Source organism: Nocardioides sp. JQ2195, from assembly GCF_012272695.1.
Lineage (GTDB): Bacteria > Actinomycetota > Actinomycetes > Propionibacteriales > Nocardioidaceae > Nocardioides.
The window spans coordinates 1,492,749-1,519,605 of record NZ_CP050902.1 but is presented as its reverse complement, the minus strand read 5'-3'; the positions used below and the strand labels follow the sequence as shown (position 1 = coordinate 1,519,605).

The following is a 26,857-nucleotide window of genomic DNA, read 5'->3' as shown; positions in this document are numbered from 1 at the left end:
TCCGGGACGCAGGCAGACTTGAGGCGCAACCTAAAGATTACGTGCCCGCGGGTGGCCACGTCCAACCGGGCTCCCCCGACCGCGACATCGCCTGGGCAGCACCACCGCCGGAGAACTCCACCAATTCACCAATTCTGGGTACAGGACGGCCCCGACGCTCCTACCATCCGGGAGACGGGATGGAGACCTCAAGTTTCCGTTCACTCACTCCCCCTCCACTCTCAGGGTCCCAGGAGTCCACTCATGCGCATCCGTCCACACGTCGCAGCGATCGTCTCGCTGTCGACGGCATCGCTCTACTCCCTCTTGGCGGTGCAGCCAGCAGCTCATGCTGACCCGCTGCCCGCGCCCTACACCGCCGACGCGCACGCCGACGTGGCCACCCTCTCGGCGAAGCTGCTCGACGGCGACCTTGCCGGCCTGACCGTCGGCCACGCCCAGGCGACGGTCGACAGCACCGCCGCGAGCGACAACGCGACAGCCGTGTCCAAGAACGCGGAGCTCGCAGTTGCGGGCTTCCCGATCACGGTCGACGCCCAGACCAGCACGGCGCCGCCGTCGTCCGACCCTGCAGCCGCCCCGCTCATCCCGCTCAACCTTGCTCCGGTCGCGAGCCTCGGCGTCATCACCGGAGACACCGAGGCGAGCTACGTCGACGCCGACACCTGCATCCCCGAGGCTGATGGTCAGCGGGTGCTCTCCGACGCCAAGACCGACCTCGCCGGGCTGACGGTGCTCGGCGTCTCGGGACTCGGCAACCTGGTGGAGGTCGGGGCCTCGAGCGTCCAGTCGACCACCGCACTCGTCGACGACGACGCCGACGGCGCCTCCGACGTGGTCTCGACCGTCCAGGCGACGGTCGGCGACATCCAGCTGCTCGGCGGCCAGGTCCAGGTCGAGGTCACGTCACCGGTGACGGTCACCGCGGACTCCGACGGCACGACCGGGACCGCCGGCTTCCAGGACCCCCCGACGATCGTCGTCCACGTCGGCAGCACCGACATCCCGATTCCGCTCAACGGCCAGGCCGTTGACGTCCCGCTTCCGCTCCTGCCGCTGGTCGACCTTCACATCACCGGCTTCTCGCCAACCGACGACTCGGACGGGGCCACCGGTGAGGCTGACCTCCAGTCCCTGCTCCGGATCCAGCTCGAGGTGCTGTCGACACCGTTGACGCCGCCTGTCGCCGACGTCGACCTGAGCCTGGTACCGCTGCACGTGACGGCGACCGCGCCCTCCGGCGGGGTCGAGTGCCCGGTCGACCCGAACGCGGACCCCGACGGCGACGGCCTCACCAACGGCGAGGAAGCAGACGCCGGCACCGACCCGCTCGACCCCGACACCGACGGTGACACCATCAACGACGGTGACGAGGTCTCCGGCAACGGCAACGCCTACGACGGCGATCCGACGAACCCGCTCGAGGCCGACACCGACGGCGACGGCCTGACCGACGCCGAGGAGAACACCAACGCCACCGACCCCAACGACACCGACACCGACGACGGCGGCGTCAACGACGGCACCGAGGTCAACACCGACGGCACCAACCCCCTCGACGGCGATGACGACCTCACCGCCGACCCCGACGGCGACGGCCTCACCAACGGCGAGGAAGCAGACGCCGGCACCGACCCGCTCGACCCCGACACCGACGGTGACACCATCAACGACGGTGACGAGGTCTCCGGCGACGGCAACGCCTACGCCGGCGATCCGACGAACCCGCTCGAGGCCGACACCGACGGCGACGGCCTGACCGACGCCGAGGAGAACACCAACGCCACCGACCCCAACGACACCGACACCGACGACGGCGGCGTCAACGACGGCACCGAGGTCAACACCGACGGCACCAACCCCCTCGACGGCGATGACGACCTCACCGCCGACCCCGACGGCGACGGCCTCACCAACGGCGAGGAAGCAGACGCCGGCACCGACCCGCTCGACCCCGACACCGACGGTGACACCATCAACGACGGTGACGAGGTCTCCGGCGACGGCAACGCCTACGACGGCGCTCCGACCAACCCGCTCGAGGCCGACACCGACGGCGACGGCCTGACCGACGCCGAGGAGAACACCAACGCCACCGACCCCAACGACACCGACACCGACGACGGCGGACGCACGGACGGCGACGAGGTCAACACCGACGGCACCGACCCGCTCGACGGCACCGACGACCTGGCCGACACCGACGGCGACGGCCTCACCGATCCCAAGGAAGAAGAGCTGGGCACTGACCCGGAGCTCGCCGACACCGACGGTGACACCATCAACGACGGTGACGAGGTCTCCGGCGACGGCAACCCGTACGACGGCGAGCCGACCGATCCGCTGCTGCCGGACACCGACAACGACGGCCTGACGGATGCCGGTGAGGTTGCCAACGGCACCGACCCCAACAACGCCGACACGGACGGCGACGGCCTCGAGGACGGCGCCGAGGTCAACAACCACGGCACCGACCCGCTGGACCCGGACACCGATGGCGACACCATCACGGACGGCGCCGAAGTTGCCGGGACGGAGAATGCCTTCGACGGCATGCCCACCGACCCGACCGAGGCCGACACCGACAACGACGGCCTGGCCGACAACGTCGAGGCGAGCCACGCGACCGACCCGAACGACGCCGACACCGACAACGACAAGTTGAAGGACGGAGCCGAGGTCAAGGGCATCAAGATCAAGCAGAAGGTCCGCATGCAGGGCAGGACGAAGCGGATCGGCAAGGTGCAGACCAACCCGCTCAAGAAGGACACCGACGCCGACGGCATCAACGACGGCAAGGAGGTCAAGGGCTACAAGATCAAGCAGCGGGTGGTCACCTCCAAGCGAGGCGAGCCGATCAAGGGCTACCGCATCGGCAAGGTCAAGAGTGACCCGACCAAGAAGGACACGGACAAGGACGGTCTGAGGGACAACCAGGAGCGCACCGGTTCGAAGAACAAGCGCCACGACCGCCACAAGTCCGACCCCGTCAACTGGGACACCGACTTCGGTCGGGTCTCGGACGGCAAGGAGGTCAAGAAGAAGGCCGACCCGAGCGACGCTCGGTCCGGTCCGAGTAACCCGAAGCTGTGATCGGCCACTGACCGCGCAGCATCGTTGAACGGTCCGAAGGGGCGCCGGGTCGATCCCGGCGCCCCTTCGTCATCTACTGTTCTGGGGTGAGCAGCATGCGTGCCCTGCGGGTCCCGGTGGGCGAGGATGACTCCCGTCGTGCCAATCGAGCAGATTGGGACCGCTACGCCGACGAGTACCAGTCCACGCACGGCGCCTTCCTCGGCGACGCGGGTTTCGTGTGGGGCCCCGAGGGCCAGTCGGAGTCGGACCTGCAGCTGCTCGGCGACGTTCGCGACAAGGACGTCCTCGAGCTCGGATCGGGCGCTGGGCAGTGTTCCCGCTGGGTCAACAGCCAGGGCGGCCGCGCGATCGGGCTGGACCTGTCGATGCGTCAGCTGCAGCACGCCAGGCGCATCGACGGCGAGACCGGCGTCCCGGTGCCCTCCGTGTGCGCGACCGCGACCCAGGTGCCGTTCCGCAGCGACTCCTTCGACATCGTCTTCTGCTCCTTCGGCGCGCTTCAGTTCGTCGCCGACGCGGCCCGGGCCGTGCGCGAGACCGCCCGAGTGCTGCGCTGCGGCGGTCGCTTCGCGTTCTCCGTCACCCATCCGACCCGCTGGATGTTCCAGGACGATCCCAGCGAGGCGGGCCTGGTCGCCAACCAGTCCTACTGGGACCGGACGCCGTACGTCGAGGTCGACGACGCCACCGGGATGGTCAACTACGTCGAGCACCACAGGACCATCGGCGACTGGGTGCGGCTGCTGGCCACGCACGGGTTCGTGCTCCACGACATCGCGGAGCCGGAGTGGCCCGAGGACCACGACCGGGTCTGGGGTGGCTGGTCACGAACGCGGGGGCTGATCACGCCCGGAACCGCGATCTTCGTGGCCGAGCTGGTGCCGAGACAGGACAAATGAATCGCGGTGTCCCACCAGCTCAGGTGGGACACCGCGGAATCATTGGCCGATCAGGCTGAACGACGCCCCTTGGTCCTGCTGAGCAGCAGCAGCCCGCCGCCGACGATCAACAGGATCGGGCCGACGATGAAGCCGACCAGCGGCACCGTGCTGGTGATCAGCTCCAGGCTCGAGACGTTCTCCTCGGCATCCTCGGCATTCGTCTTGACCTGGTCGTCGGTGAACGCCAGGTTCAGGTCCAGCAGCGGGTCACCGTTCTCGAGCGTGCGCACCTCGTGCTGCTCCTGCTTGACGATCGCTCCAGTCCTCGGCTCGATCCACATGGTCTTGTCCATGCTGTACTTGCCGTCGATCCCGTCGACGACCTCAGCATCGACGTCGGAGACGTTGTAGTTGAACTCGTAGGTCTCGACACCCTCGATGTCGTGCGTGCCCTTGAAGTCGACCTTCACCGGCTCGCCGATCATGCCGTCCCAGTAGTCATAGCTCTTCTTCTCGGTGTCGAAGGGGAACTTGTTGACCAAGCCCTCCTTCTGCTCGGTGCCCTCCGGGACGTACGTGCCGTTCTCGACGGCTCCGGCGTCATAGCGGTCAGTGGCGAAGGCATCCGGCTCCGGGATGTTGATCAGGTTCGGGTCGTTCTTGTCCTCGATGCAGTCCGGAACGTCGGGCCCGTCCACGACAAGGCACGTGACGTTGGTGAACACCACGACGTCATCGTCCGACGCGTCCGAGTCTGCCTTGGTGAAGCTGGTGGCCTTCACCTGCAGGTCCTCGACCTTGCCGGTCCCCGGGTTGAGCTTCGCCGCCGTTCCGCTGAGATGCGTGGTGCTGTCTGTGTCGATGGGCGTCTTCTTGACGACGCCCGGCGCCCACAGCGACGCGATCAGCGCCGCGACGAGCAGGAACGCTCCCAGTCCGATGAGGACCCAAATGATGATCTTCTGCACGGTTTTCCCTCCCAGGAACCCAGACGAATTCGGTGCAGGTTAGCAGTGAAAACGGGTGACCACGCATCAAGATCACATTCGCGATGCCATCGTTGTCGTCCGATCCGTCGGATGACGACCGAACCGCGCCGACAGATCGGCGATACGGACCGGAACTGACTCAGCAGCGTGAGAGAGTCCCTGCGTGACTTCCAGCGCATCCGAGCGCCGACCGGGTCGGCTCGCAGCTCTCCAGCACCCCGTGGTCATCGTGGGCGCGGCGATGGTGGTGGTGCAGGCGTTGATCCGCGGATGGGCGCTGCAGGGCAGCTTCTTCTACACCGACGACTACCGCCTGCTGTGGGACGCGGGCCATCACCGGCTCGACGGGTCCTACCTCATCACACCGTTCGACAGCCAGTTCATGCCCTTGGGCCGCTTCCTTGCCTGGATCGTGGCCTACAACGGCCACCTGAGCTGGCCGCTCGCGGCCACCTTCACGCTATTGCTCCAGGCCGCGGCCTCCCTCGCCTGCCTCGGGATGCTGGTCTCCCTGTTCGGCCCACGCTGGGGGATCCTCGCACCGTTGGGCATCTACCTGTCCAGCGTGGTCACCCTGCCGTCCTTCATGTGGTGGGCTGCCGCGATCAACCAGGTGCCGTGGCAGCTGGTCTTCTTCCTCGGCGTCACGGCCTGGGTCGGCTACCTGCGCACGTCATCGCGGTGGTGGTTGGCAGCGACGACGCTCGTCGTCGTGCTCGGCCTCGCCAGCTACGTCAAGACGTTGCTCATCCTCCCGGTGCTGGCCCTCGTGATGCTCGGCTGGTTCAGCTCGGGCGGCCCGTGGCACCGGCTGCGCGACTGTGTACGCCGCTACTGGCCAGCGGGCGTGGTGCTGTCCGTCGCGACCGGTTCCTTCGCCCTCTACTACGTCACCGCCGTGCCACAGGTCTTCACCGACTCTGACCAGATGCAGCACAGCGCCGTGTCGGTGGCCGACGACCTCGCAGGCACCATGCTCGGCTCTTCACTGGTCACAGGGATGACCGGAGGCCCGTGGCGCTGGCTCAACTCCAACCCACCCGTGGGGTACGCCGACCCGCCCGAGTGGGTGGTGGCCCTCGCGTGGCTCACGGTGCTGGGCACCGTGGCCGTGCTGTTCCTCCTGCGCCGACGCACCGGACGAGCGGTCCTGCTCCTCGCGGGCTATGCGGTGCTGGCCTACCTGCTGCTGCTCACCAGCCGGGCACGCGTGGCGGGTGGTTCGATCGGGACCGACCTCCGCTACCTGACCGACGTCCTCCCTGTCGTCGTGCTGACGCTGGGCCTGGCCACGCTGGAGCTGCGGGGCGCGCGCGAGTCCAGCCACGCACGTGCCACTCCTCCGCGGATCCGCATCCCCGGGTGGGTGGCACCGACGTTGACGCTGGCGGTGATCGGCTCCGGCGTGTGGAACACCATCACCTACGTGCACACCTGGCACCACGACAACCCGGGCGCGGCCTATGTCGAGACCATCGAGGACGACCTACCCGCCGGCCGGACGCTGGACATGGCGGGTCAGGTCGTGCCGACCACCGTCATCCCGGGGTTCTCGTTCCCCTACAACTCGACCCGACGGTTCCTGCCGCTCGTGTCCGACGCCTTTCGATTCCCGCAAGCCACCGATCAGCTCGTCGTGGTGGACGACGGCGGCCACCTGCGCAGAGCGCTGATCAAGACAGGCATCACCACGGACGAGGGTCCCGTTGAGGGATGTGGTTGGGCGATGTCGGGCACCACCGGCCCTTCCACTGCGGTGATCCCGCTGGGTGGTTCGACCTACGACTACCAGTGGTGGCTGCGGATCGCCTACGTCGCCTCCGGAGCGAGTGGCGTCACGGTCGAGGCCGGGGACAGCACCGTGCAAGGCAGCCTCAACAAGGGACTGGGAAGTCTCTACGTGAAGGTGCGAGGATCATTCGACGAGGTCCGCATCAGCGGGCTCGAGGACGACGCGGGAGTGTGCGTGGACACCATCGAGGTGGGCACTCCTGTGCCAGGAGGACCACTGTGACGACCGAGGAGATGCGCGCAAGGGCCGCAGAGCGCACGACGTTCCCGGTGCTGGACACCTTGCGTGCGGTGGGAGCGCTCGCCGTCCTGACCACGCACACCGCCTTCTGGGCGGGCGCCTACACCGAGCACGGCGTCGCGGGCCGCGCCCTGGCTCGTATGGACGTCGGTGTCGCGATCTTCTTCGTCCTCTCGGGTTTCCTCCTGTCGAGGCCGTGGTTCCTCCGTGCCGCGCGAGGGGCCGCCGCTCCGGAGCTCGGCCGCTACTACGTCAAGCGCCTGCTGCGGATCATGCCGGTCTACCTGGTCACCGCGGTGATCGCCCTCGCCCTGATCCGGGAGAATCGCGGCCACGACCTCCTCGGATGGCTCACGACCCTCTCGCTCACCGACATCTACGTCCATCCGTCGATGCCCGCGGGGCTCACCCAGATGTGGAGCCTGGCCACCGAGCTCTCCTTCTACCTCGTCCTCCCCCTGGTGATGTGGCTGGCGATCGGTCGGCAGCTCCGCCCGGCGCGGGTGCTGGTGACCCTGTCGGTCCTGTGCATCATCGCCGTCCTGTGGCACCTCGGCCTGTCCACCCAGGTCCCCGGGGTCGAGCACCGCGCAGTCCACGAGTGGCTTCCGGCCTTCCTGATCTGGTTCTCCATCGGCATCGGGCTCGGGCTCCTGCAGGTGCTCCACGCGCTGGGCCGCCTGGATCGCCACACCGTCGCCAGGCTCGAGGCCGCGGCGTCGACGCCCGGCTCGCTCTGGCTCGTCGCGGCCGGCCTGCTGCTGGTCGCGACGAGCCCCCTCGCCGGCCCCACCTTGCTGACCGCGCCGACGGAGATCCAGTCGCTCACCAAGAACCTGCTGTACGCCGGCATCGGCGGCGCCGTGGTCTTCAGCGGCGTGTTCACCGCCGACAATCGTTGGGCACGGGCGATGAGTCATCCGCTCCCCCGCCACCTCGGCCACATCTCCTACAGCCTCTTCTGCATCCATCTCCCGGTGCTGCACCTGGTGATGTGGTTGACCGGTCATGACCTCTTCGCCGGGCACCTGCTGCAGATCTTCCTGCTGACGCTGGTCCTGTCGCTGGCGGCCTCCGAGGTGCTCTACCGCTTCGTCGAGATGCCCTTCATGCGGCTGAAGGACCTCGGCAGGGCCAAGCGCATCGTCGATCCGGCGACGACCGAGAGCGCACCCACGGCCATGAGGACCAAGTAGTGGGGCCAGGACCAGTCACCGGCCCACCCTGACCCAGAACCCCAGGGACGCACGTAGTAGGCCCCCGCGGCCAACGCCGGCAGGACACCGATCATCCAGGCCAGGGCATCGTGACGACGCAGGGCAAGGGCGAGCACCGCACCGATCACTGCCGCGGCCAGACCGCCCCAACCGCCCAGCAAGCCGCCACCCAGCAGGCCGATCAGGGCGAGCAGGTGGGGCGACACGTCACGCGGCTCGATCGTGGGCAGGAGCGACGTCGGTCGCCGCCTCAACACGACCAGTCCCACGACGAGGCAGAGCAACAGCCCGGCCCCGATGCCAAGGCCGATGCGATAGGACGAGTCGGGGGCAAAGATGGCATCCACCGCATGGTCGCCGTCGAGGCGCCATCCCTGTTGCCAGCCGTCCACGACCACGGGCTCCAGCTCCTCGTCCCCCTGCCAGGCCCGCCACCCGTCGTTGACGTTCTGCCGCCACGCGAGCACGCTGCTGCCGGAGTCCGGGAGGAAGGTCGCCGAATCGGGCGACGTCACTGCATCGGCAGCAGCGGGCTCGGCGGCGCCGACGCTCGACCCGGCGGAGCGCAGGACCAAGGCGTCCGGGGCCAGGGCATCGGTTCCCGCGACCGTGACGACGTTCTCGCCCGCGACCAGGTCCAGGTCGCGTGCCCTGCCCACGCCGCAGGGCGCCACCTCGACCGGTTGCATCGAGAAGAGCTGGGCCGGGGAGGCGACGAGCCTGGTCGTCCGCAGCGAGCCGTTCACGGCCAGGGTAGGCCCGCTGCCACAGTCGAACGACTCGACCGTCCTCGATGGCTGGGCCGCACCGGCCGCGACACCGTCGAGCCGCAGCTCGCTGACGCCGACCGGGAGCGCGGAACCGAGCCCCGCACGATCGATCGAGATCGCGTCAACCGTGTCCGTCACGCGGATCTGCACCTCCCGGGTCCGGATCGGCGCGAAGTCGGCGTGGCCGTCCTCGTCGAGCTCGAGCTCCTGACGGCCGCCCGGCCAGACCAGTGTCACGGATGTCGGGCGCCTGACCGGTGCCGCAGAGGCCACGGCGACCGTGATCCCCCGCAGCGTTCGCCCGCGGGCGAGGTTCACGGACAGCGTCGGACGCAGGTCGTCGACGTCGGCCACCCAGGTGGTGCCGAGGTCACCGTCGAACGCCGCGATCCCGGAGGCGCGGGCATCCGGGACCCCCGTGGTGGAACCGGTCACCGCCACCACATTGCGTTGCTGGATCAGCGCATTCAGCGCCGCGCCGGCGCGAGGCACCGCCGTGAGCGTGCTCGTGTAGCTCCTGGCATCGGGGCTGGTGACCACACGCTCCATGCTGCCGAGCTCCTCGGAGGAGCCCACCTGGTCGCGCGTGCAGGGCACTCGCCCCTCGATGACGACACACCCGGTCCTCCGGTCACGCAGGGCGCTCAGCAGCACAGCGTCCGGTGGCCCCCACTGCGCCGGGATGCTCGGCGTGACCAGCTGCCGGTGGACGTCACGCCCGTCCCACGCCACGTCGGAGAGCTCCAGCCGCGAGCCGGAGGCGGTGGTCTCCGACACGCGCAACCACGAGGTCGTCCCCTCGCCGACCGCAACCTCGATGGGCTCCGGCCCGGTCACCCTCACCGTGCTCGTTCCCTGCTCCGTCCGCACACTCAGCTCGGTCCCTTGGGGCACCGAGGCCCCCGGGGTGATCACCACGGTCCCCAGTCGAGTGGGCTCAGTCAGGTCCACCCGCCACCAGTCCGGGTCGGAGTCATCACGACCCGACGTCCACGACGTCTCCGGGTCCCCGTCGACAGCCGCGAACGGCAGCGCCCCGTGCTCCGCACCACCTGCTGCATCGGCGTCCGACATCGAGCTGGATGCCGAGATGCCGGTGGCGCCCGTGAGGCGGGCAGTCGTGCGCCAGCGCGCTCCGCCAGGAAGCTCGTAGTCGAGCACCGGGTTGCCCGACCGGCGTACGTCACCGGGGCCGCGGACCGCAGACGCTCCGTCGTGCACGCGACCGAAGAATCGTTCGCGGTCCGCCATCCCGTCGGTCAGCACCACGGGGCCCCCGGAACCGTTGCTCTCCGGCTGCTCCGCACGGTCAGCAGCGAGCTCGGTCGGCCCGTCACCGACGAGCTGGTGGTCCAACAGGCGGAGGACGTCCTCGGGGCCGCCCACGACTGTGGGGACCAGCGAGGTGGCGACCGTCTCGTCGACCGGCTCCGTGACCTCGTAGATCTCAATGGCCCAACGCTCGGACTCCCACCCGGAGTTCACCAGCACGCGTCGACTGTCAGCCTCGACGTAGGGCTCCCCGCCGACCCGCGGGCCGAGTCCCTGGACGAGCTCGATCCCGGGCGAGTCCTTCAGGGCGCGTGCGACCAGCACCGGGTCCGGGACGTCACCGGAGGGCCTGAGATCGTTGCGAACGACGACGTAGCGAATGCCGCTGCGGGCCAGGTAGCGGCTGAGCCCCTCCGACCCGACGCCTTCGTTGAAGCGCTCCTCGATCGCGTCGAGCATGCGGATGTTCCCGGGCGGTGTCAACGGGATCGCGTTGCGCACGGCCCAACGCGACGTGCCCAGGTACTGCATCGGCTCGTCCCTCGGCGTCCCCCAGAGATACTCACCGAACGAGGAGCCCGGCGCCAGCAGTGCCACGTGGTCGCCCGGCTGCTCCTCGAGCCAGGCAGCCGCCTGCGCCCAGTAGCCCGGGGTCGCCGCCACCCCGGGAGTCGGAGCAAGCCGGCCCGCCAGGGCCGGCATCGCGGCACCGAGCACGGCAATGACCGCGAGCGCCAGCACCGGGGTACGACTCGCATACGAGAAGCCACGCAGTCCCGGGTCGATCCGCCGCCGCACGGACTCGGCGCTGACCACCTCCAGCGCCCAGGCCAGACCGAGGATCATCGGCAGGCGCACCACGGGATCGAACTTGTGGACGTTGCGGATCGGCGCCAGCGCACCGTCAAGGGAGCCGCGGACGGACTCGGCGAACCAGCCCTGAACGGCTCCCTGGTGTCCCATGGTCACCATGAAGAGTCCGAGCACCATGGACAGGAAGAGGAACTGGCGGTGCGGGTTGCGACGCATCGCGATGCCCACCGTCCCGAGCAGCAGGACCAGCCCCGAGTTGAGAGCCACGTAGTTCCTGGTGATGGCTTCGTAGCCACCCTGCCACGAGGGGTCCACGTAGGGGACCCAGTCCGACGTGCCCCGGAGCGCGTCGAACACGGTGGTCGGGAACGTGGTCACCGACGCGCTCTCGATGAAGCCCAGGAAGGGCGGGCTGTAGGCGCCCATCACGAACAACGGGACCAGCCACCACAGCGTGCCGACAAGCGTGAAGATCGGCCACCACAGCATCATCGACCGCCTGCGCGGCCCCGCGGTGCGCGTCAACAGCCACACGACTCCCAGTGGGATCACCGCGAAGGTGGCGGCGGCATTGACACCGCCCACCATCGCGACGCCCAGTCCGGCCAGGGCAGCGGCCCGTCGCGGTGATCCGCGGTGGGAGCCGATCACCAGGGCCACCAGCACCCAGGGTGCGACGGCACTCGGCCACGCCTCGATCGAGATCGGACCGATGGTGGACAGCATGCGGGGGGAGGTCGCATAGGCGAAGGCTGCGATGATCGCCGCTGCGTCCGAGCGGATGCCCAGGGCCCGCGCCAGGCGCGCAGCACCGACGAAGGCGACGCACAGCACCACGGCCATCCACAGGCGTTGGACCACCCACCCGTCGAGTCCCAGGAGGTCGCCGAGCAGGAAGAAGGGGCCCATCGGCCAGAAGTAGCCGTAGGCCTGGTTCTGGAGCTGCCCCATGGCCCCGTCGGGATCCCACAGGTGGGCTGCCCGGGCAAGGAAGGAGGCCGGGTCCGCGACGAGGTCGAACTTCGTGTCCGCCACCTGGAGGCCGGGCGCCTGGATGAAGGCGAGCCCGATCAGCAGCAGGCAGCCGGCGGCCAGCCGCAACCGGGTCCTGGTCTCGGACGCTGTGTCGTACGCCGGCGCCGCGGCGCCGGCCTGCTTCACCATCACCGCTTCCGAAGGACGATGACCAGGTTCCATGTCACGAATTCACGCAGGACCGGGACTCTCAACAGCCAGTGGCTCCACCACGGGTTGTAGCGCGGGATGACGTCCAGCACCTCCGCCGAGGACTGGTTCGCGGCCCAGTCCAGTCCCGCCTTGACGGTGACCGGGAACATGGACGTCCCGAAGAGGTTCTTGGGCTGCTTGCCGTGCTTGCGTCGATAGCGGCGAGCCGCCCGCGCCCCACCGAGGTAGTGCCAGGGCGAGGTCTCGTGCCCGCCCCAGGGCCCGAACCAGACCGTGTAGCTGATGAACACGAGTCCACCCGGCTTGGTCACCCGGACCATCTCGTCGGCCATCGTCCAGGGCTGCGGAACATGCTCCAGCACGTTCGACGAGTAGGTCACGTCGAGGCAGGCGTCACGGAACGGCAGCTGCATGCCGCTGCCCAGGACCGTGCGCTCGGCGATGTCTCCACCCATGCCGGCCAGCTCACCAGCATCTGCATCGAGGGAGAAGTAGGTGAGCCCGGAAGCCTCGAAGGCGTCACGGAAGTAGCCCGGTCCGCCGCCCACGTCCAACATGAGGCCACCGTCGGCGTCGACGTACGTCGCGAGCTGGCCGACCGAGTCCTCGGCAATGGCGGTGTAGAAGCGCTCCGGGTCAGGTTGCTCGAAGCGGAACTCGTTGAGGAGTCGGAACGAGCGTCGCAGCGTGGCGCGCCACGGTTTGCGGCTCCTGGTCGCGACGACGTCATTCTGTGGCACGCGCAGACCCTACCCGAGGCCCCCGGCGGCAACGGCACATCGACGAGATGCCGTGCGCCGTGCTCACTCGACGTAGGGTTCTCCGGTGCAGCACACAACGACGGAGCATCGTCTCGACGGCCGACACGTGGTCTTCCTGAGCTGGCGGGACACCGCCAACCCGGAGGGTGGTGGCGCGGAGCTCTATCTCGAGGAGATCGCCCAGGGCCTCGTCGAGCGCGGCGCCCGGGTGACGATCTTCAGTGCCGCACACGACCAGGCGCCACCCGACGAGATGCGCGCCGGCATTCGCTACGTACGCCGCGGCTCCAAGCTCAGCGTCTACCTGCGCGGCATGCTGGGAGTCGCGCTGCGCCGATTCGGACACGTCGACGTCGTCGTCGACGTGCAGAACGGCTTGCCGTTCTTCAGCCGCCTCGTGACGCGTCGCACCGTCGTCGTGCTGGTGCACCACGTCCACCGCGAGCAGTGGCCCGTGGTCTATCCCGGTCTCTTCGGGAAGGTCGGGTGGTGGATCGAGCGAGTCCTCGCCCCCAGGCTCTACCGGCACAGCCAGTACGTCGCCGTCTCGCAGGCCACCCGCGAGGAGCTGATCGAGCTGGGCGTCGACGGCCAGCGCATCGCCGTCGTGCACAACGGCACCAGTCCCCCACCTGTCGTGGACGCACAGCGCTCCGCGTCGCCGACCATGTGTGTGGTCGGTCGTCTGGTGCCCCACAAACAGGTCGAGCACGCGATCGACGCGTGGGCGATCCTCCGCGACGAGGTTCCGGGGCTCCGACTGGTCATCGTCGGCGACGGCTGGTGGGCCGATGACCTGAGGGCCCATGCGGCCACGGTCCACGACGGCAACGAGATCGCGTTCGAGGGCCACGTGACCGAGATCCGCAAGCACGAGATCTACGCATCGTCCTGGGTGCTGGCCCTGCCTTCCCTCAAGGAGGGATGGGGCCTGGTCGTCGGCGAGGCCGGGAGCCACGGGACGCCGTGCGTGGCGTACTCCTCGGCCGGTGGCACCCGCGAATCCATCGTCGACGGGGTCTCCGGACTGCTGGTCGACGACGAGGACGACTTCGTCAGCGCCCTTCGCCGCGTGCTGGCCGACTCCGGCATCCGCGAGGCCCTGGCCGAGGGGGCGCGGGACGTCAGCCGTCGTTTCACGTGGGAGCACGCCCACGGCTCGTTCGCCCAGGTCCTCACCCGCGCGATGGCCGGTGAGCACATGAACAAGCAGGACCCCGACGAGGTCGTGTGACCGGTCGGGGCCCTGGGGGTGTGCGCAGCAGCTGCTGCGAGCACTGTGGTCAGTCGGTGCTTCCGTAGGGAATCACAGGCTGGTTGACATTCGCCGGCGAGTCACCACTGGTGCCCGTCTGCGAAGAAACCACACCGAAGACTGTCGCAGACGCGAGTCCGCCTCCCACGATGAGCGCGGCAATGCCGCCGATGATCCCATTCATTCAGTAACCCTCCCTGGTTATCCGGGCAAACGATAGCAGCGCACTCGTCAGTCCGGCACATCGAATTGCGGAAGTCACAGCCGCTTCTTCCTGCGTCGTACCACGCAGGCCACGGCTCCAAACACGACCGACCCGCAGAAGCCCGCCCACGCCAGTCCCATGGCCACCGACCACCCGCGCGGAGCTCTCCGAGGACTCACGTCGTCGAGGACCACGACCTGCACCGGGTCGTCATCGACGACGGTCCGACCGGCAACCGCGGGACCGGCCTCAGGGCCTGAGCCGTCGCGCACCACGAAGCCGATTCCCAGGTCGGCCAGCGCCCGCGCGCGTGCGTCGGGAGTCGCGCGACCCAGCGCACGCTGGACCTCCGGCACCCGCGGGTCCTCCCCCTGGATCACCACGTCGTCCACCATGAGCTCGTCGTTGCTCACGTAGTCCACGTCCAGGAACCGCGGCAACGGGTCCAACACCTTGTGACCGTCGTTCCAGCCCGGCGCGCGGTACGCCGCGAACGGGAGCACGACGACATCACCACGTACGCCGACCTCGGACGTCTGGTCCTCCATGGCCGACCGCGCCCCCTCGTACCCGTCCGGGTACTCGACGGCACCAAGCTCCCCCGACATCCCCCAGGCTGCGTCGGGCATCAGCGCCAGGGGCACCAGCACGAGCCCGACGGCGGTCACGAGGGCCGCTGCTCGATCGTGGATCCAGCAGCGGATCGCCGTGGCTCCGTGGGCCGACAGTGCGACGAAGAGTGGCAGGCACAGGACGAGGAGCCGTGAACCGTCACGAAGGAGTCCGCCACCCGGGACGTGGGCGACCAGCCACCCTGTGAGGCCCGGAGCAGCCCAGGTGGTCACCGCCCAGCCCCAGCCCAGGATCCAGAGGCACACCTGGGCGGTGCGGTCCCGGCCGGTTTCATGGCGGAGCCACCGTCGGAGCCCGGCAGCGGCGAGGAGCACGACAACCAGGGTCATCACCACGCCCAGGGACCCCGTGCGGGTCGTCGGGACCACTTCCGCGTTCCAGATGCCGCCGAGACCGAGCGCGGCCAGGGGCGCGGCCAGGTGCCCCTCTCCGTGGAGCGCGAACAGCTCCGCAGCCCGCGCGTCCGACGTCGCGTCTCCCACGTGCAGGACTCCTGAGACGAGCCAGGGCGCATTGCCGGCGATCAGGATGGCGAGGAGCTTGGCATCCTGGCGTGACCGACCGGACCAACCGAAGGCAAGCACGACGAGAGCGGTCGCGAGGCCCGCGCCGGCGCTCAGGCTTCCCAGGGGAACCAGCAGGTACATGGCCGCACCCGGCCCGTTGGTCCGCGCTCGCCGGCCAGCAGACACCAGCCACGGCAGCGCCGCGTAGCCCAGCAGCACCGGCCAATGACCCAGCACCAGACGTTCCACCACGAAGGGGTTCCAGACGACGAGGCTGGACACGGTCAACCGCGCCAGCACCGGCCCCGGGACGAGAGTCGCGGCTCCAGCGCCGGCAGCGGTGAGGCTGCCGAGCAGGACCAGCTTCTGCAGGAGCATGCCGGGGATGACCTCGTCGATCACGGCCACGACCGCGTCGGAGGGCACGGCGCGTGGGAGCGCCGTACCGGTTCCCACGAAGTCGGGTCGCAACGCCAGGTCCGGCACCCAGACCATGTCGTAGGTAAGCAGGTAGCCGGGGGCAAGAGCGGGCCCGAGGACCACGACGGCCAGCACCAGCGACCAGGCCCACGGCAGCAGTGCCGCCACCTGGTCCCGGGAACCGCCGCTGTTCGACACGCGCCAAACATAGGCGATGTCGTTCCCGCGCCGGGCCGCCGTCTGGCGCGAGGCCCGACGAGCTTGTGGTTTCACCGCGATTGCCTCGCACCCTTTAGGGTGCAACACGTGTCGAAGACCAAGCGCAGCCTGCCCCGCTGGCTCGTGGGTGGAAGTTCCATCGCTGTCGCGATGGGCATCATGAACGTGGCCACCTACGGCTTCACCATGCTCGCGGCTCGGATCCTCGGCCCCCAGCCCTACGGCGCGCTGGCCAGCGTGATGGCCCTGCTGATGATCATCAGCGTCCTCCAGCTCGGCCTGCAGGCCACCGCCGCCCGACGCATCTCCGCGGAACCTGACCACGTCGGCCAGATCGAGCACACGGTCCTGCGCGTGAGCTACCGCGCGGCCCTGGCCATCGGCGTCCTGCTGCTCCTGCTCACACCCGTGATCGACAGGGTGCTGCGGCTGGACAACCTCGTGGTCGCGGCCCTGGTCTCGGTCGCGGCGGTCCCGATGACCGTGATGGGCGGACAGGCCGGCATCCTGCAGGGAGAGCGCCGGTGGTCCTCGCTGGCGATGATCTACATCGCGAACGGCGTGCCCAAGCTGATCATCGGAGTCGCGCTGATCGCGTGGCAGCCCACCGAGCTCAACGCCATGATCGGTGTGGTGGTCGGGCAGTTCGCACCCGCCGTCGTCGGCTGGTTCGCCCTGCGACACGTCCGGCACCCCGGTGCGGTCAGCGACCACCACGCCGCACGACCGATGGTCCGCGAGGCGTTCCACAACTCGCAGGCACTCTTCGCCTTCTTCGCGTTGTCCAACGTCGACATCGTGGTCGCCCGCAACGTGCTCGACTCCCACGACGCCGGGCTCTACGCAGGCGGCCTCATCCTGACCAAGGCCGTGCTGTTCCTCCCCCAGTTCGTGGTCGTGCTCGCGTTCCCGGCGATGGCGTCGGCCGGTGACCGACGACGAGCGCTGACCCGAAGCCTCTCGCTGGTGGCGGGACTCGGTGCTGTCGCCATTCTCGGTGCACTGGTCCTCTCGGGCCTGGCCATGGTCTTCGTCGGCGGCAACGACTACTCAGAGATCCAGGACCAGCTGTGGTTGTTCGCCGTCCTGGGCACCGCGTTGTCGATGCTGCAGCTGCTCGTCTACTCGGTCCTCGCCCGCCAGGGACAACGCTCGATCTACCTGGTCTGGGCGGCCCTGGTCGCACTGGTGCTCCTCGGCATGACGGTCACCAGCCTGGCGGGACTCCTCGCGGTGGTGGTCTCCATCGATGCCGCCCTGCTCGTCGTGCTGTTCGCACTGAGCCTCTATCTCGTGCGCGAGCCGGTCGTGCAGAAGGACTGATCCCGGCTCCGCACGATCAGTGAGCGGCCTCGTGCCAGCTGCGGCCGGTGCCGACCGACACGTCCAACGGAACGGTGAGGTCGGCAGCCGACCCCATCTCTCGGCGTACCAGCTCTTCCAGGGCCTTGCTCTCACCCTGGGCGACCTCGAGGACGAGCTCGTCGTGCACCTGCAGCAGCACGCGTGAGGCGAGGCCGGCCTCGGCGATCGCCCGGTCGACGTTGAGCATGGCCACCTTGATGATGTCGGCGGCGGAGCCCTGGATCGGCGCATTGAGCGCCATCCGCTCAGCCATCTCGCGACGCTGGCGGTTGTCACTGGTGAGGTCGGGCAGATAGCGGCGACGACCCATGATCGTCTCGGTGAAACCGCTGCGGCGCGCCTCGTCGACGACGCCGCCGAGGTAGTCACGGATGCCACCGAAGGTCTCGAAGTACTCGTCCATCAGGACCCGGGCCTCGGCGGGCTCGATGCGCAGCTGCTGGGACAGGCCGAACGCCGAGAGACCGTAGGCGAGGCCATAGTTCATCGCCTTGATCTTCGCGCGCTGCTCCACCCCGACGTCATCGGCGGGGAGGTCGAACACCTTCGCCGCGGTGATCGAGTGGAAGTCACGGCCCGAACGGAAGGCCTCGATCAGCTGGTCGTCCTCGGAGAGGTGCGCCATGATCCGCATCTCGATCTGGCTGTAGTCGGCGGTCATCAACGACTCGAAGCCGTCGCCGACGACGAATGCCTCGCGGATCCGACGCCCGGCCTCGGTGCGGATCGGGATGTTCTGCAGGTTGGGATCGGTGCTGGACAGCCGGCCGGTGGCCGCAATGATCTGGTTGTACGTCGTGTGGATGCGGGCGTCGCCCGCCACCGTCTTGAGCAGCCCCTCGACGGTCTGGCGCAACCGGATCACGTCTCGGTGACGCAGCAGGTGCTGCAGGAACGGGTGCTCGGTCTTCTCGTAGAGCGACTGCAGGGCGTCGGCGTCCGTCGTGTACCCGGTCTTGGTGCGCTTGGTCTTCGGCATGTCGAGCTCGTCGAAGAGCACCACCTGCAGCTGCTTCGGTGAACCGAGGTTGATCTCCTTGCCGATCACCTCGTAGGCGTCGTCGGCCGCCGCACGGACCTGGTCACCGAAGTCGGACTGCAACCCCTCGAGGTGGTCGACGTCGACCGCGATGCCGGTCTGCTCCATGCGGGCCAGGGTGCTCACCAGCGGCAGCTCGACCTCGGCCAGCAGGGCGGTCCCTCCGTGCTCCTCGACGGCGGTGTCGAGCGCGTCGGCCAGGTCGAGGATGGCCAGCGCGGTGAGCATCGCGACGTCTCCGGCTCCTTGGTCACCCGTGTCGAGGGTGAGCTGGTCGGCGTCACCGGTGTCCTGGCGGAGCTCACGCTTGAGGTAGCGCAGGGTCAGGTCGGCCAGGTCGTAGGAGCGTTGGTCGGGCTGCACGAGATAGGCCGCCAGAGCCGTGTCGACGGCCAGTCCACGCAGCTCCCAGCCACGAGCGACCAGGGCCAGGATCGGGCCCTTCGCGTCGTGGAGCACCTTGGCCCTGGTGTCGTCGCCGAGCCAGGCCGTCAGGGCGGCGTCGTCGTCGGGGTCGATCTCGGTGACGTCCACCCACGCCGCCTTGCCGGCCGGGGTGGCCAGGGCCAGCGAGAGGACGTCGCCGGTGCCCGCTCGCCACGACCCCTGCACCGCCACACCCACGCGGTCGTGCTCGGTGGCGTGCTCGTCGAGCCACGCCCTCACGGTGCCGGGGGCGAGTCGCTCGCCGTCGAGGTCGAAGCCTTCTTCGGAGATCTCCTCGTCGCGGTCGGGGTCGATCGTGTCGATCAGCCGGGTGCGCAGCTCGCCACGGAACTCGAGCTCGTCGAGCAGCTCGAGACCGGTCGTGCGGTCCCACTCCTGGCGGACCAGCTCCCCCGGCCTCGCGGGCAGGGTCAGGTCACAGACCAGCGCGTTGAGGTGACGGTTGCGGATCACGTCGCCCAGGTGCGCACGCAACGCCTCGCCCTTCTTGCCGCCGATCTCGTCGGCTCGGGCGATCACGTTGTCGAGACCGTCATAGGTGTTGATCCACTTGGCCGCGAAGCCCGGGCCCACGCCCGGGACCCCGGGCAGGTTGTCGGAGGTCTCACCCACGATCGCGGCCAGCTCGGGATAACGGTGCGGCGGGACGCCGTACTTCTCCTCGACGGAGGCCGGGGTGAGCCTGGCGAGGTCACTGACCCCGCGCATCGGGTAGAGGACGGTCGAGTCGTCGGTGACCAGCTGGATCGAGTCACGGTCTCCGGTGAGGATCAGCACCTCCATGCCCTCGGCCACGCCCTGGGTGGTCAGGGTGGCGATGATGTCGTCGGCCTCGAATCCGTCGAGCTCCATGTGCACGATGCGCAGGCTGTCGAGCACGCGCTGGATCAGCGGGAGCTGGCTGCGGAACTCGTCGGGGGTCTTGTTGCGCTTGGCCTTGTATTCCGAGTACTCGGCCAGTCGGAACGTCTGACGGGACTTGTCGAACGCCACCGCCACGTGGGTGGGCCGCTCGTCACGCAGCACGTTGACCAGCATCGAGGTGAAGCCGTAGACGGCATTGGTGTGTTGGCCGGTCGCGGTCGCAAAGTTCTCCACCGGCAGCGCGAAGAAGGCCCGATAGGCCAAGGAGTGGCCGTCGAGGAGAAGCAGACGCGCACGGTCAGGGCTCTGAGCAGGATTCTCGGACACGTCGCGACTCTATCGACCCCCTGCGACATCCGCCGACCCCGCCGTTGTCGGCGTTGGGCACAATGACCCCATGACCCAGGACTCGACCGAGAACATCGACATCGAACAGCTGCTGGGCCAGATGCCTGACGGCAACGGCAGGCTCAACGACAAGATGGGGGTCACGATCACCGAGGTGACCCGCGACCGCATCGTCGGCACGATGCCGGTGGAGGGCAACACCCAGCCCTACGGCCTGCTCCACGGAGGTGCATCGGTCGTCCTGGCGGAGACACTCGGGTCCATCGGTTCGGCGATCCACGCCCACCCCGACAAGATCGCGGTCGGTGTCGACATCAACGCCACCCACCACCGCGCGGCCACGTCCGGCATCGTCACCGGGGTCGCCACGGCGATCCACAAGGGACGCACCAGCTGTGCCTGGGAGATCGTGATCAGCGACGAGCGTGGCAAGCGGGTGTGCACCTCGCGCATCACCTGCGCCCTGATCCCCGCCGATCGCGGCTGAGCCCGAGGCCCCCGGGCCCGCCCGACGACAGGACGGACCGCCGGGGCCGGGTCAGACGCTCTCGCGTTGGTGGCGCATCGAGCGTCGCTGGGCCAGGACCTGGCCGAGGGGCTGCCGAGCCCGGCTCGCGGGGCGACGTCCGGTCAGCTTGGCGCGGACGACGTGGGTCGGGGCCACCCGCAGCACGGCCTGGGGCGCCAGCGCCATCCGGGCCAGGAAGCGGTGGGCATCGCGGGAGTTGCTCAACGAGGCACCCGCGACGTGGGCGACGCCGTGCTCCTCGGCGTACTGGACGGCGCACTCCATCAGCGCGCGCCCTATGCCACGGCGTCGGAAGCGGGGGTCGACGTGCGGCGAGATCGCCTGGACGACCGGATCAAGGTTGATCGGCGAGAGCACGGAGACACGCAGGAAGACGCCACCCGCCACCTCGCCGTCGATCTCGGCCACGACGATGCGGTCCTCGTCGCTCGCGGCGGCGCTCTCGATGATCTGGGCCATCTCGTCCGTGTGGGTGCCGGAGACCGGGCGCCTCATGAGTTCGGACCAGAGGTCCGCAAGTGCGGCGGAGTCGTCCACCGTGGCGTCACGCAGCACTATCTGTGACCGCATCATCTGGTTGTGCCTCCCTGCATCTGCCCCCGAACATCTGGAGACTACGCTCAGTGCCCCGCCCCTGTCATAGGAGTCCCCCTTGTCTGGTTTCGGCCCGGGTACGGGCACCGTCGTCAACGTGCTCGCGGTGCTCGTCGGATCCGGCGTCGGCGTGCTGGTGGGCAACCGGTTGCCGCAGCGCACGCGCGAGCTGATCACCGACGTCTTGGGCCTCGTCACGTTGTTGATCGCCGCAGACGGAGCACGAGCGGTCTTCTCACCGGCGCTCTCCGAGCACGTCGGCAGCAGCGCCCCGATGTTGATCGTGCTCGGTTCCCTGCTCATCGGCGGCATCATCGGCTCGCTGCTGCGGCTCGAGAGCCGGGTGGAGGGCCTCGGCGGACGGCTGCAGAGCCGGCTGCAGGGCGGAAGCTCGTCGGCCGAGCGGCACCGCTTCATCGAGGGGTTCGTGACCGCGTCCCTGATCTTCTGCACCGGCCCGCTGACGATTCTGGGTGCCCTCAACGACGGGCTCGGGAACGGCGCGGACCAGCTGTACCTGAAGTCGACGCTCGACGGGTTCGCAGCCATCGCCTTCGCTGCTGCCTTCGGGTGGGGTGTGGCGGCCAGCGTGCTCACCGTGGTCGTCGTTCAGGGATCCCTCACCGCGCTCGGCCTCGCCATGGGCGATCTGCTGCCCGAGCCGCACCTCGCCGCGATCACCGCGACCGGGGGACTCCTCCTGGTCGGGGTGGCCCTCAGACTGCTCAGGATCCGTGAGCTGGCGGTCGCCGACATGCTCCCGGCCCTGCTGGTGGCCCCGGCCCTGGTGAGCCTGGTCGCCGTTCTCGCGTGAGCCGAGTTTTGCTAACAAGACAGTGACAACTGACGCCTTCGACTATGACGCGGATCACGCCGTGTATATAGTCCCGGACAGTCCACGGCCGCGTCTCGGAGCGGTTCTCCGGCCTGAAACCCCGACAGGAGCCACTTACGTGCAACGGCGACTCATCAGATCCTTCTGCCTCTTGATGGGGGTGTTCGCCCTCTTTGCCGTCGTTGGTGCCAGTGTTCCGGCTTCGGCAGCGGACAACACGTTGATCGGCACCATCGTGGACACCAACGGTGCAGCAGTTGGTGAGGTGCCGGTGATCGTCACGTCGGCGGACGGCAAGTTCAGGAAGAAGGCGACCAGCGACGCCCAGGGCACCTTCACGGTCGACACGCCGGGTCCCGGTGACTACACCGCAAAGGTCGACGTGAAGAACCTTCCTCCGGGCGTCCAGGTTCCGGAGAAGTCGAAGCAGGGCAAGACCGTCACCCTCCCCTCCGACGACATCGTCCAGATCCAGCTCCAGCTGAGCGAGTCCGTGCACGGCACGATCCTCAACCAGGACGGCTCGGAGAAGACGCCCGTCGAGGGCGTGCAGATCAACGTGGAGTCGGCCGACGGGTCGTTCTCCGAAACCGCCACGTCCGACGGCGAGGGCAACTGGACCGTCTTCCTGCCGGAGCCCGGCGCCTACGAGGTCAGCGTCGACGAGGACGCGCTGCCCGAAGGCGTGAAGGTGCGTGAGGGCACCAACTCCGACATCACCGTCACAGTGGGTGAGGGCATCCAGCGAGCCCTGTTGTTCCCGATGGGCAAGGACGACCGCCAGGTGCTCGGCACGGGTGACAAGGCACTCCAGCTCGTCGTCGAAGGCATCCGGTTCGGACTCCTCCTGGCCCTCGCTGCCCTCGGACTCTCGCTGATCTTCGGCACCACCGGGCTGGTCAACTTCGCCCACGGCGAGATGATCGCGCTCGGCGCGATCATCGCCTGGGCGCTCAACACCAACGGCGTGCCGTTCCTCGTCGCCGCCCTGCTGTCGATCGTGGTCTGTGCCGTGGCTGGCGGGCTCCAGGAGGTCGGACTGTGGCGACCTCTGCGAAAACGGAAGACCGGCTTGATCGCGATGATGATCGTCACCATCGGCCTGTCGATCTTCGCGCGCTTCATGTTCCAGTACTTCATCGGCGGCGGCAACGAGTCGTACGACGACTACGTCATCCAGGACGGCGTCAACCTCGGCCCCATCTCGTTGGCGCCGCGTGACATCTGGAGCATGGCGATCGCCCTGGTGATCCTGGTCCTGGTGGGGCTGTTCGTGATCTACAGCCGGATGGGCAAGGCCATGCGTGCCGTGGCCGACAACCCGGCCCTCGCCGCCGCCTCCGGCATCGACGTCAACCGGGTGATCCTGTTCGTGTGGGTGATGGGTGGCGGGCTCGCTGCCCTGTCGGGGATCCTCCTGGGCCTCTCGCAGCAGGTGAAGTTCGACATGGGCTTCGACCTCCTGCTCCTCGTCTTCGCAGGCGTGGTCCTCGGAGGTCTCGGCACCGCCTTCGGTGCGTTGGTCGGCAGCCTGGTCGTCGGGCTGTTCGTCACGGTCTCGACACTGTGGATCCCGCCGGAGCTCAAGAACGTGGCGGCCTTCACCGTGATGATCCTGATTCTGTTGACACGGCCACAGGGCATCCTGGGCCGATCCGAGCGAGTGGGTTGAGGAGGAATCATGGACTGGGGATCAATCATCTCGCAGACACTCTCGGCCCTCATCGGCTGGGAAGTCGTCGCCTACAGCCTCGCGGCCATGGGCCTGAACATCCACTTCGGCTACACCGGGCTGCTCAACTTCGGCCAGGCTGGCTTCATGGCCGTGGGCGCCTACGGCGTCGCCATGGGCGTGTCCACCTTCGGCATGAGCCTGTTCGTGGCGGTGCTGTTCGCGATCGCCTTCACTGTCCTGCTGGCGTTGCTGCTCGGCATCCCGACGCTCCGTCTGCGGGCCGACTACCTGGCGATCGTCACCATCGCCACCGGTGAGATCCTGCGGCTCTTCTTCCGCTCGGCGACCCTGAGCGAGTGGACCGGTGGTTCCGACGGCCTCCAGGGCAATCCGCTGTTCACCCAGCAGTTCAAGGACATGAACCCCTACACCGGCCCGCTCGACATCGGACCGCTCTTCCTGACCCAACACATCCTCTGGACCGTCACCGTCGGCTGGGTCCTGATCGCGCTCGGCGTCCTGGTGACATGGTTGCTGATGCGCAGCCCGTGGGGCCGCGTGATCAAGGGAATCCGAGAAGACGAGGAGGCTGTCCGCAGCCTCGGCAAGAACGTGTTCGCCTACAAGATGCAGAGCCTCATCATCGGTGGCCTCTTCGGCGCCGCGGCCGGCATGATCATCGCCCTCGCGGCATCGTCGGCCAACCCCGACAACTTCGCACCGCAGTACACCTTCTTCGCCTACACCGTGCTTCTCCTCGGCGGGGCGGCCAGGGTGTTCGGCCCGGTGGTCGGCGCGGTCATCTTCGTGGGCGTGCTGGTCTTCGTCGACGCAGTCCTCAAGGGAATGCTGAGCGACGGAATCATCCCCGAGTGGCTCATGGACGGCGACCAGGTCGGCCAGGTCCGGTTCATCCTCATCGGCCTCGTGCTGATGCTGCTGATGATCTTCCGGCCGCAGGGAATCTTCGGCGACAAGAAGGAGCTGCAGCTCGATGCCCGCTGACAACGAAGCCACCAAGACCGAGCCCGGCGAGCGCGCCAAGGCCGCGGCCGCTGCCCTGGCCACGGCCGAGCAGGTCCCCGGTGGGAGCAAGCCCGATCCGATCCTGGTCGCCGACAAGGTGGTGCGGACCTTCGGCGGGCTCAAGGCTGTCGACGTCGACCACCTGGAGATCCAGCGTGGATCGATCACCGCCCTGATCGGCCCCAACGGAGCCGGCAAGACCACCTGCTTCAACCTGCTCACCGGCTTCGACAAGCCGGACACCGGAACCTGGCAGTTCAACGGTGACGAGATCTCCAAGCTGGCACCCCACCGCGTGGCTCGCCGGGGCATGGTGCGGACCTTCCAGCTGACCAAGTCCCTGGCACGGATGACCGTCCTGGAGAACCTGCGCCTGGGCGCCAAGGACCAGAAGGGCGAACGCCTCTGGGCCTCCATCCTGCCCTTCATGTGGCGTGACCAGGAGAAGGAGGTGACCGACCGTGCCGACGAGCTGCTCGAGCACTTCAACCTGGTGCGGGTCCGTGACGACTATGCGGGCAGCCTCTCCGGCGGCCAGCGAAAGCTCCTCGAGATGGCTCGGGCGCTCATGGTCGGTCCCGAGATGGTGATGCTCGACGAGCCGATGGCCGGAGTGAACCCCCGCCTGCGCCAGAGCCTCAACGAACACATTCGGGGTCTGCGCGAGACCGGCATGACCGTGGTCTTCGTCGAGCACGACATGGATGTCGTCCGCGACGTCTCCGACTGGGTCGTGGTGATGGCCCAGGGCCAGATCGTCGCGGAGGGCCCACCCGAGGAAGTCATGGCCCAGCAGGCGGTCATCGACGCCTATCTCGGCGCACACCACGACGCTCCGTTGACCGAGGCCGAGGAAGAGGCCCAGCTGGACGCCGTGGCGACACAGCTCGCCAAGGAAGATGAGGAGGGCACGGCATGAGCAGGAAGACCGGGGCCAACGCCTATGAGAGCGGTCAGGACGGCGTCGGCGCCATCGACCGCGAGGAGCACCTGAAGGCCGCCGAGGGCGCCCTGCTGCGCGCCGACGACCTCACCGCCGGATACATCCCCGAGGTCAACATCCTCAACCACTGCGACTTCCACGTGAACGAGGGAGAGCTGGTCGCCATCATCGGCCCCAACGGTGCCGGCAAGTCGACCCTGCTGAAGGCACTCTTCGGACTGGTGAACATCCGCGAGGGCGACATCACCCTCCGTGGGGAGTCCTTGCGTGGCAAGAAGGCCAACCAGCTCGTCGACATGGGCGTCGGCTTCGTGCCCCAGACCGAGAACGTCTTCTCGACGCTCACCGTCGAGGAGAACATGCAGATGGGTCTCTTCCTGCGACCGAAGCTCTTCCGTGAGCGCTGGGACTACGTCACCGACCTCTTCCCGCGCCTGGCGGACCGCCGCAAGCAGCGCGCAGGTTCGCTCTCGGGTGGCGAGCGCCAGATGGTGGCCATGGGCCGGGCGCTGATGATGGAGCCGTCCGTGCTGCTGCTCGACGAGCCGTCGGCGGGGCTGTCCCCCGTCCTGCAGGACGAGGTCTTCATCCTCACCAAGCGGATCAACCGCACCGGGGTCAGCGTGATCATGGTCGAGCAGAACGCTCGCCGTTGTCTGCAGATCTGCGACCGGGGCTACGTCCTCGACCAAGGACGCAACGCCTACACGGGTGCCGGCACGGACCTGATGAACGACCCGCACGTCATCGGTCTCTACCTGGGCACGTTGGCCAAGGCCTGATCTCCACCCACGCAGCAGGGGCGTCACGGTTCTCGCCGTGACGCCCCTTCCGCGTACCCCTCGTCCTCGGTGGCTCCCCGGCGGCCTCGGGGCTCCTGCCACCGTTACCTTCTTCATGGCCCCGCGCTCCAGCCCGGATGACACGGCCCGGCC

At 68.4% G+C, this 26,857-nt stretch carries 19 protein-coding genes; 12 read left to right on the top strand and 7 right to left on the bottom strand.

Going from position 1 to position 26,857, the window contains the following annotated elements:
* Positions 1 to 243: 243 nt before the first annotated feature.
* On the top strand, positions 244 to 3,093 hold the full coding sequence (locus tag ncot_RS07255; protein WP_168617002.1) for a binary toxin-like calcium binding domain-containing protein: 2,850 nt from the start codon (positions 244 to 246) through the stop codon (positions 3,091 to 3,093).
* 95 nt (positions 3,094 to 3,188) lie between these two features.
* The gene (locus ncot_RS07250) at positions 3,189 to 3,995 is read left to right on the top strand and encodes a class I SAM-dependent methyltransferase (RefSeq protein WP_168619218.1); all 807 of its coding nucleotides are present in this window, start codon (positions 3,189 to 3,191) and stop codon (positions 3,993 to 3,995) included.
* Between the two features lie 50 nt (positions 3,996 to 4,045).
* On the opposite strand, the gene ncot_RS07245 is transcribed toward ncot_RS07250, so the two are convergent.
* Positions 4,046 to 4,945 carry a DUF3068 domain-containing protein gene (locus ncot_RS07245; protein WP_168617001.1) on the bottom strand — a complete coding sequence of 300 codons (900 nt, stop codon included), beginning with the start codon at positions 4,943 to 4,945 and terminating at the stop codon, positions 4,046 to 4,048.
* A 184-nt stretch (positions 4,946 to 5,129) separates the two neighbouring features.
* Between ncot_RS07245 and ncot_RS07240 the strand changes: the two genes are divergently transcribed.
* Positions 5,130 to 6,980 (top strand): hypothetical protein, encoded by a 1,851-nt coding sequence (locus ncot_RS07240; protein ID WP_168617000.1) that lies wholly within the window; start codon positions 5,130 to 5,132, stop codon positions 6,978 to 6,980.
* Positions 6,977 to 8,194: an acyltransferase gene (locus tag ncot_RS07235; protein WP_168616999.1), complete on the top strand. Its 1,218-nt coding sequence runs from the start codon at positions 6,977 to 6,979 to the stop codon at positions 8,192 to 8,194. The genes ncot_RS07240 and ncot_RS07235 overlap by 4 nt, the downstream gene beginning before the upstream one ends.
* On the opposite strand, the gene ncot_RS07230 is transcribed toward ncot_RS07235, so the two are convergent.
* Together ncot_RS07230 and ncot_RS07225 are read right to left on the bottom strand one after the other, a co-directional pair.
* A complete protein-coding gene (locus ncot_RS07230) occupies positions 8,083 to 12,234 on the bottom strand; it encodes an alpha-(1->3)-arabinofuranosyltransferase (protein ID WP_168616998.1) in 4,152 nt (1,383 codons plus the stop codon). The genes ncot_RS07235 and ncot_RS07230 overlap by 112 nt on opposite strands.
* Positions 12,234 to 12,998, bottom strand: a complete 765-nt coding sequence (locus ncot_RS07225) for a class I SAM-dependent methyltransferase (protein WP_168616997.1) — start codon at positions 12,996 to 12,998, stop codon at positions 12,234 to 12,236. Before ncot_RS07225 ends, ncot_RS07230 begins: the two co-directional genes overlap by 1 nt.
* Positions 12,999 to 13,083: 85 nt before the next feature.
* On the opposite strand from ncot_RS07225, the gene ncot_RS07220 reads away from it, so the two are divergent.
* Positions 13,084 to 14,253 carry a glycosyltransferase family 4 protein gene (locus ncot_RS07220; RefSeq protein WP_168616996.1) on the top strand — a complete coding sequence of 390 codons (1,170 nt, stop codon included), beginning with the start codon at positions 13,084 to 13,086 and terminating at the stop codon, positions 14,251 to 14,253.
* A gap of 49 nt (positions 14,254 to 14,302) precedes the next feature.
* Here ncot_RS07220 and ncot_RS07215 read toward each other — a convergent pair whose 3' ends face one another.
* Together ncot_RS07215 and ncot_RS07210 are read right to left on the bottom strand one after the other, a co-directional pair.
* Complete coding sequence (locus tag ncot_RS07215; RefSeq protein ID WP_168616995.1) at positions 14,303 to 14,458, bottom strand: hypothetical protein; 156 nt, start codon at positions 14,456 to 14,458, stop codon at positions 14,303 to 14,305.
* 74 nt (positions 14,459 to 14,532) lie between these two features.
* Positions 14,533 to 16,236, bottom strand: coding sequence for a hypothetical protein (locus ncot_RS07210; RefSeq protein WP_240938121.1), 1,704 nt, complete (start codon positions 16,234 to 16,236; stop codon positions 14,533 to 14,535).
* 108 nt (positions 16,237 to 16,344) lie between these two features.
* On the opposite strand from ncot_RS07210, the gene ncot_RS07205 reads away from it, so the two are divergent.
* Entirely contained in the window at positions 16,345 to 17,580 is a 1,236-nt protein-coding gene (locus ncot_RS07205) for an oligosaccharide flippase family protein (RefSeq protein ID WP_240938120.1), read from the top strand.
* 16 nt (positions 17,581 to 17,596) lie between these two features.
* Here the strand turns inward: ncot_RS07205 and polA are convergent, their stop codons facing one another.
* Positions 17,597 to 20,299, bottom strand: a complete 2,703-nt coding sequence (gene polA / locus ncot_RS07200; RefSeq protein ID WP_168616992.1) for a DNA polymerase I — start codon at positions 20,297 to 20,299, stop codon at positions 17,597 to 17,599.
* A 70-nt stretch (positions 20,300 to 20,369) separates the two neighbouring features.
* On the opposite strand from polA, the gene ncot_RS07195 reads away from it, so the two are divergent.
* A complete protein-coding gene (locus ncot_RS07195; protein ID WP_168616991.1) occupies positions 20,370 to 20,807 on the top strand; it encodes a hotdog fold thioesterase in 438 nt (145 codons plus the stop codon).
* Positions 20,808 to 20,858: 51 nt separating this feature from the next.
* Here ncot_RS07195 and ncot_RS07190 read toward each other — a convergent pair whose 3' ends face one another.
* Positions 20,859 to 21,344: a GNAT family N-acetyltransferase gene (locus tag ncot_RS07190; protein WP_240938119.1), complete on the bottom strand. Its 486-nt coding sequence runs from the start codon at positions 21,342 to 21,344 to the stop codon at positions 20,859 to 20,861.
* Between the two features lie 157 nt (positions 21,345 to 21,501).
* On the opposite strand from ncot_RS07190, the gene ncot_RS07185 reads away from it, so the two are divergent.
* The 5 genes from ncot_RS07185 (at position 21,502) to ncot_RS07165 (ending at position 26,704) form a co-directional block, all read left to right on the top strand.
* Positions 21,502 to 22,257: a DUF554 domain-containing protein gene (locus ncot_RS07185; RefSeq protein WP_168616990.1), complete on the top strand. Its 756-nt coding sequence runs from the start codon at positions 21,502 to 21,504 to the stop codon at positions 22,255 to 22,257.
* 241 nt (positions 22,258 to 22,498) lie between these two features.
* Positions 22,499 to 23,950, top strand: coding sequence for a branched-chain amino acid ABC transporter permease (locus ncot_RS07180; protein ID WP_168616989.1), 1,452 nt, complete (start codon positions 22,499 to 22,501; stop codon positions 23,948 to 23,950).
* A 9-nt stretch (positions 23,951 to 23,959) separates the two neighbouring features.
* A complete protein-coding gene (locus ncot_RS07175) occupies positions 23,960 to 24,958 on the top strand; it encodes a branched-chain amino acid ABC transporter permease (RefSeq protein WP_168616988.1) in 999 nt (332 codons plus the stop codon).
* On the top strand, positions 24,948 to 25,898 hold the full coding sequence (locus tag ncot_RS07170; RefSeq protein WP_168616987.1) for an ABC transporter ATP-binding protein: 951 nt from the start codon (positions 24,948 to 24,950) through the stop codon (positions 25,896 to 25,898). Before ncot_RS07175 ends, ncot_RS07170 begins: the two co-directional genes overlap by 11 nt.
* Positions 25,895 to 26,704, top strand: a complete 810-nt coding sequence (locus tag ncot_RS07165) for an ABC transporter ATP-binding protein (protein ID WP_168616986.1) — start codon at positions 25,895 to 25,897, stop codon at positions 26,702 to 26,704. The genes ncot_RS07170 and ncot_RS07165 overlap by 4 nt, the downstream gene beginning before the upstream one ends.
* The last annotated feature ends 153 nt before the right edge of the window (positions 26,705 to 26,857 follow it).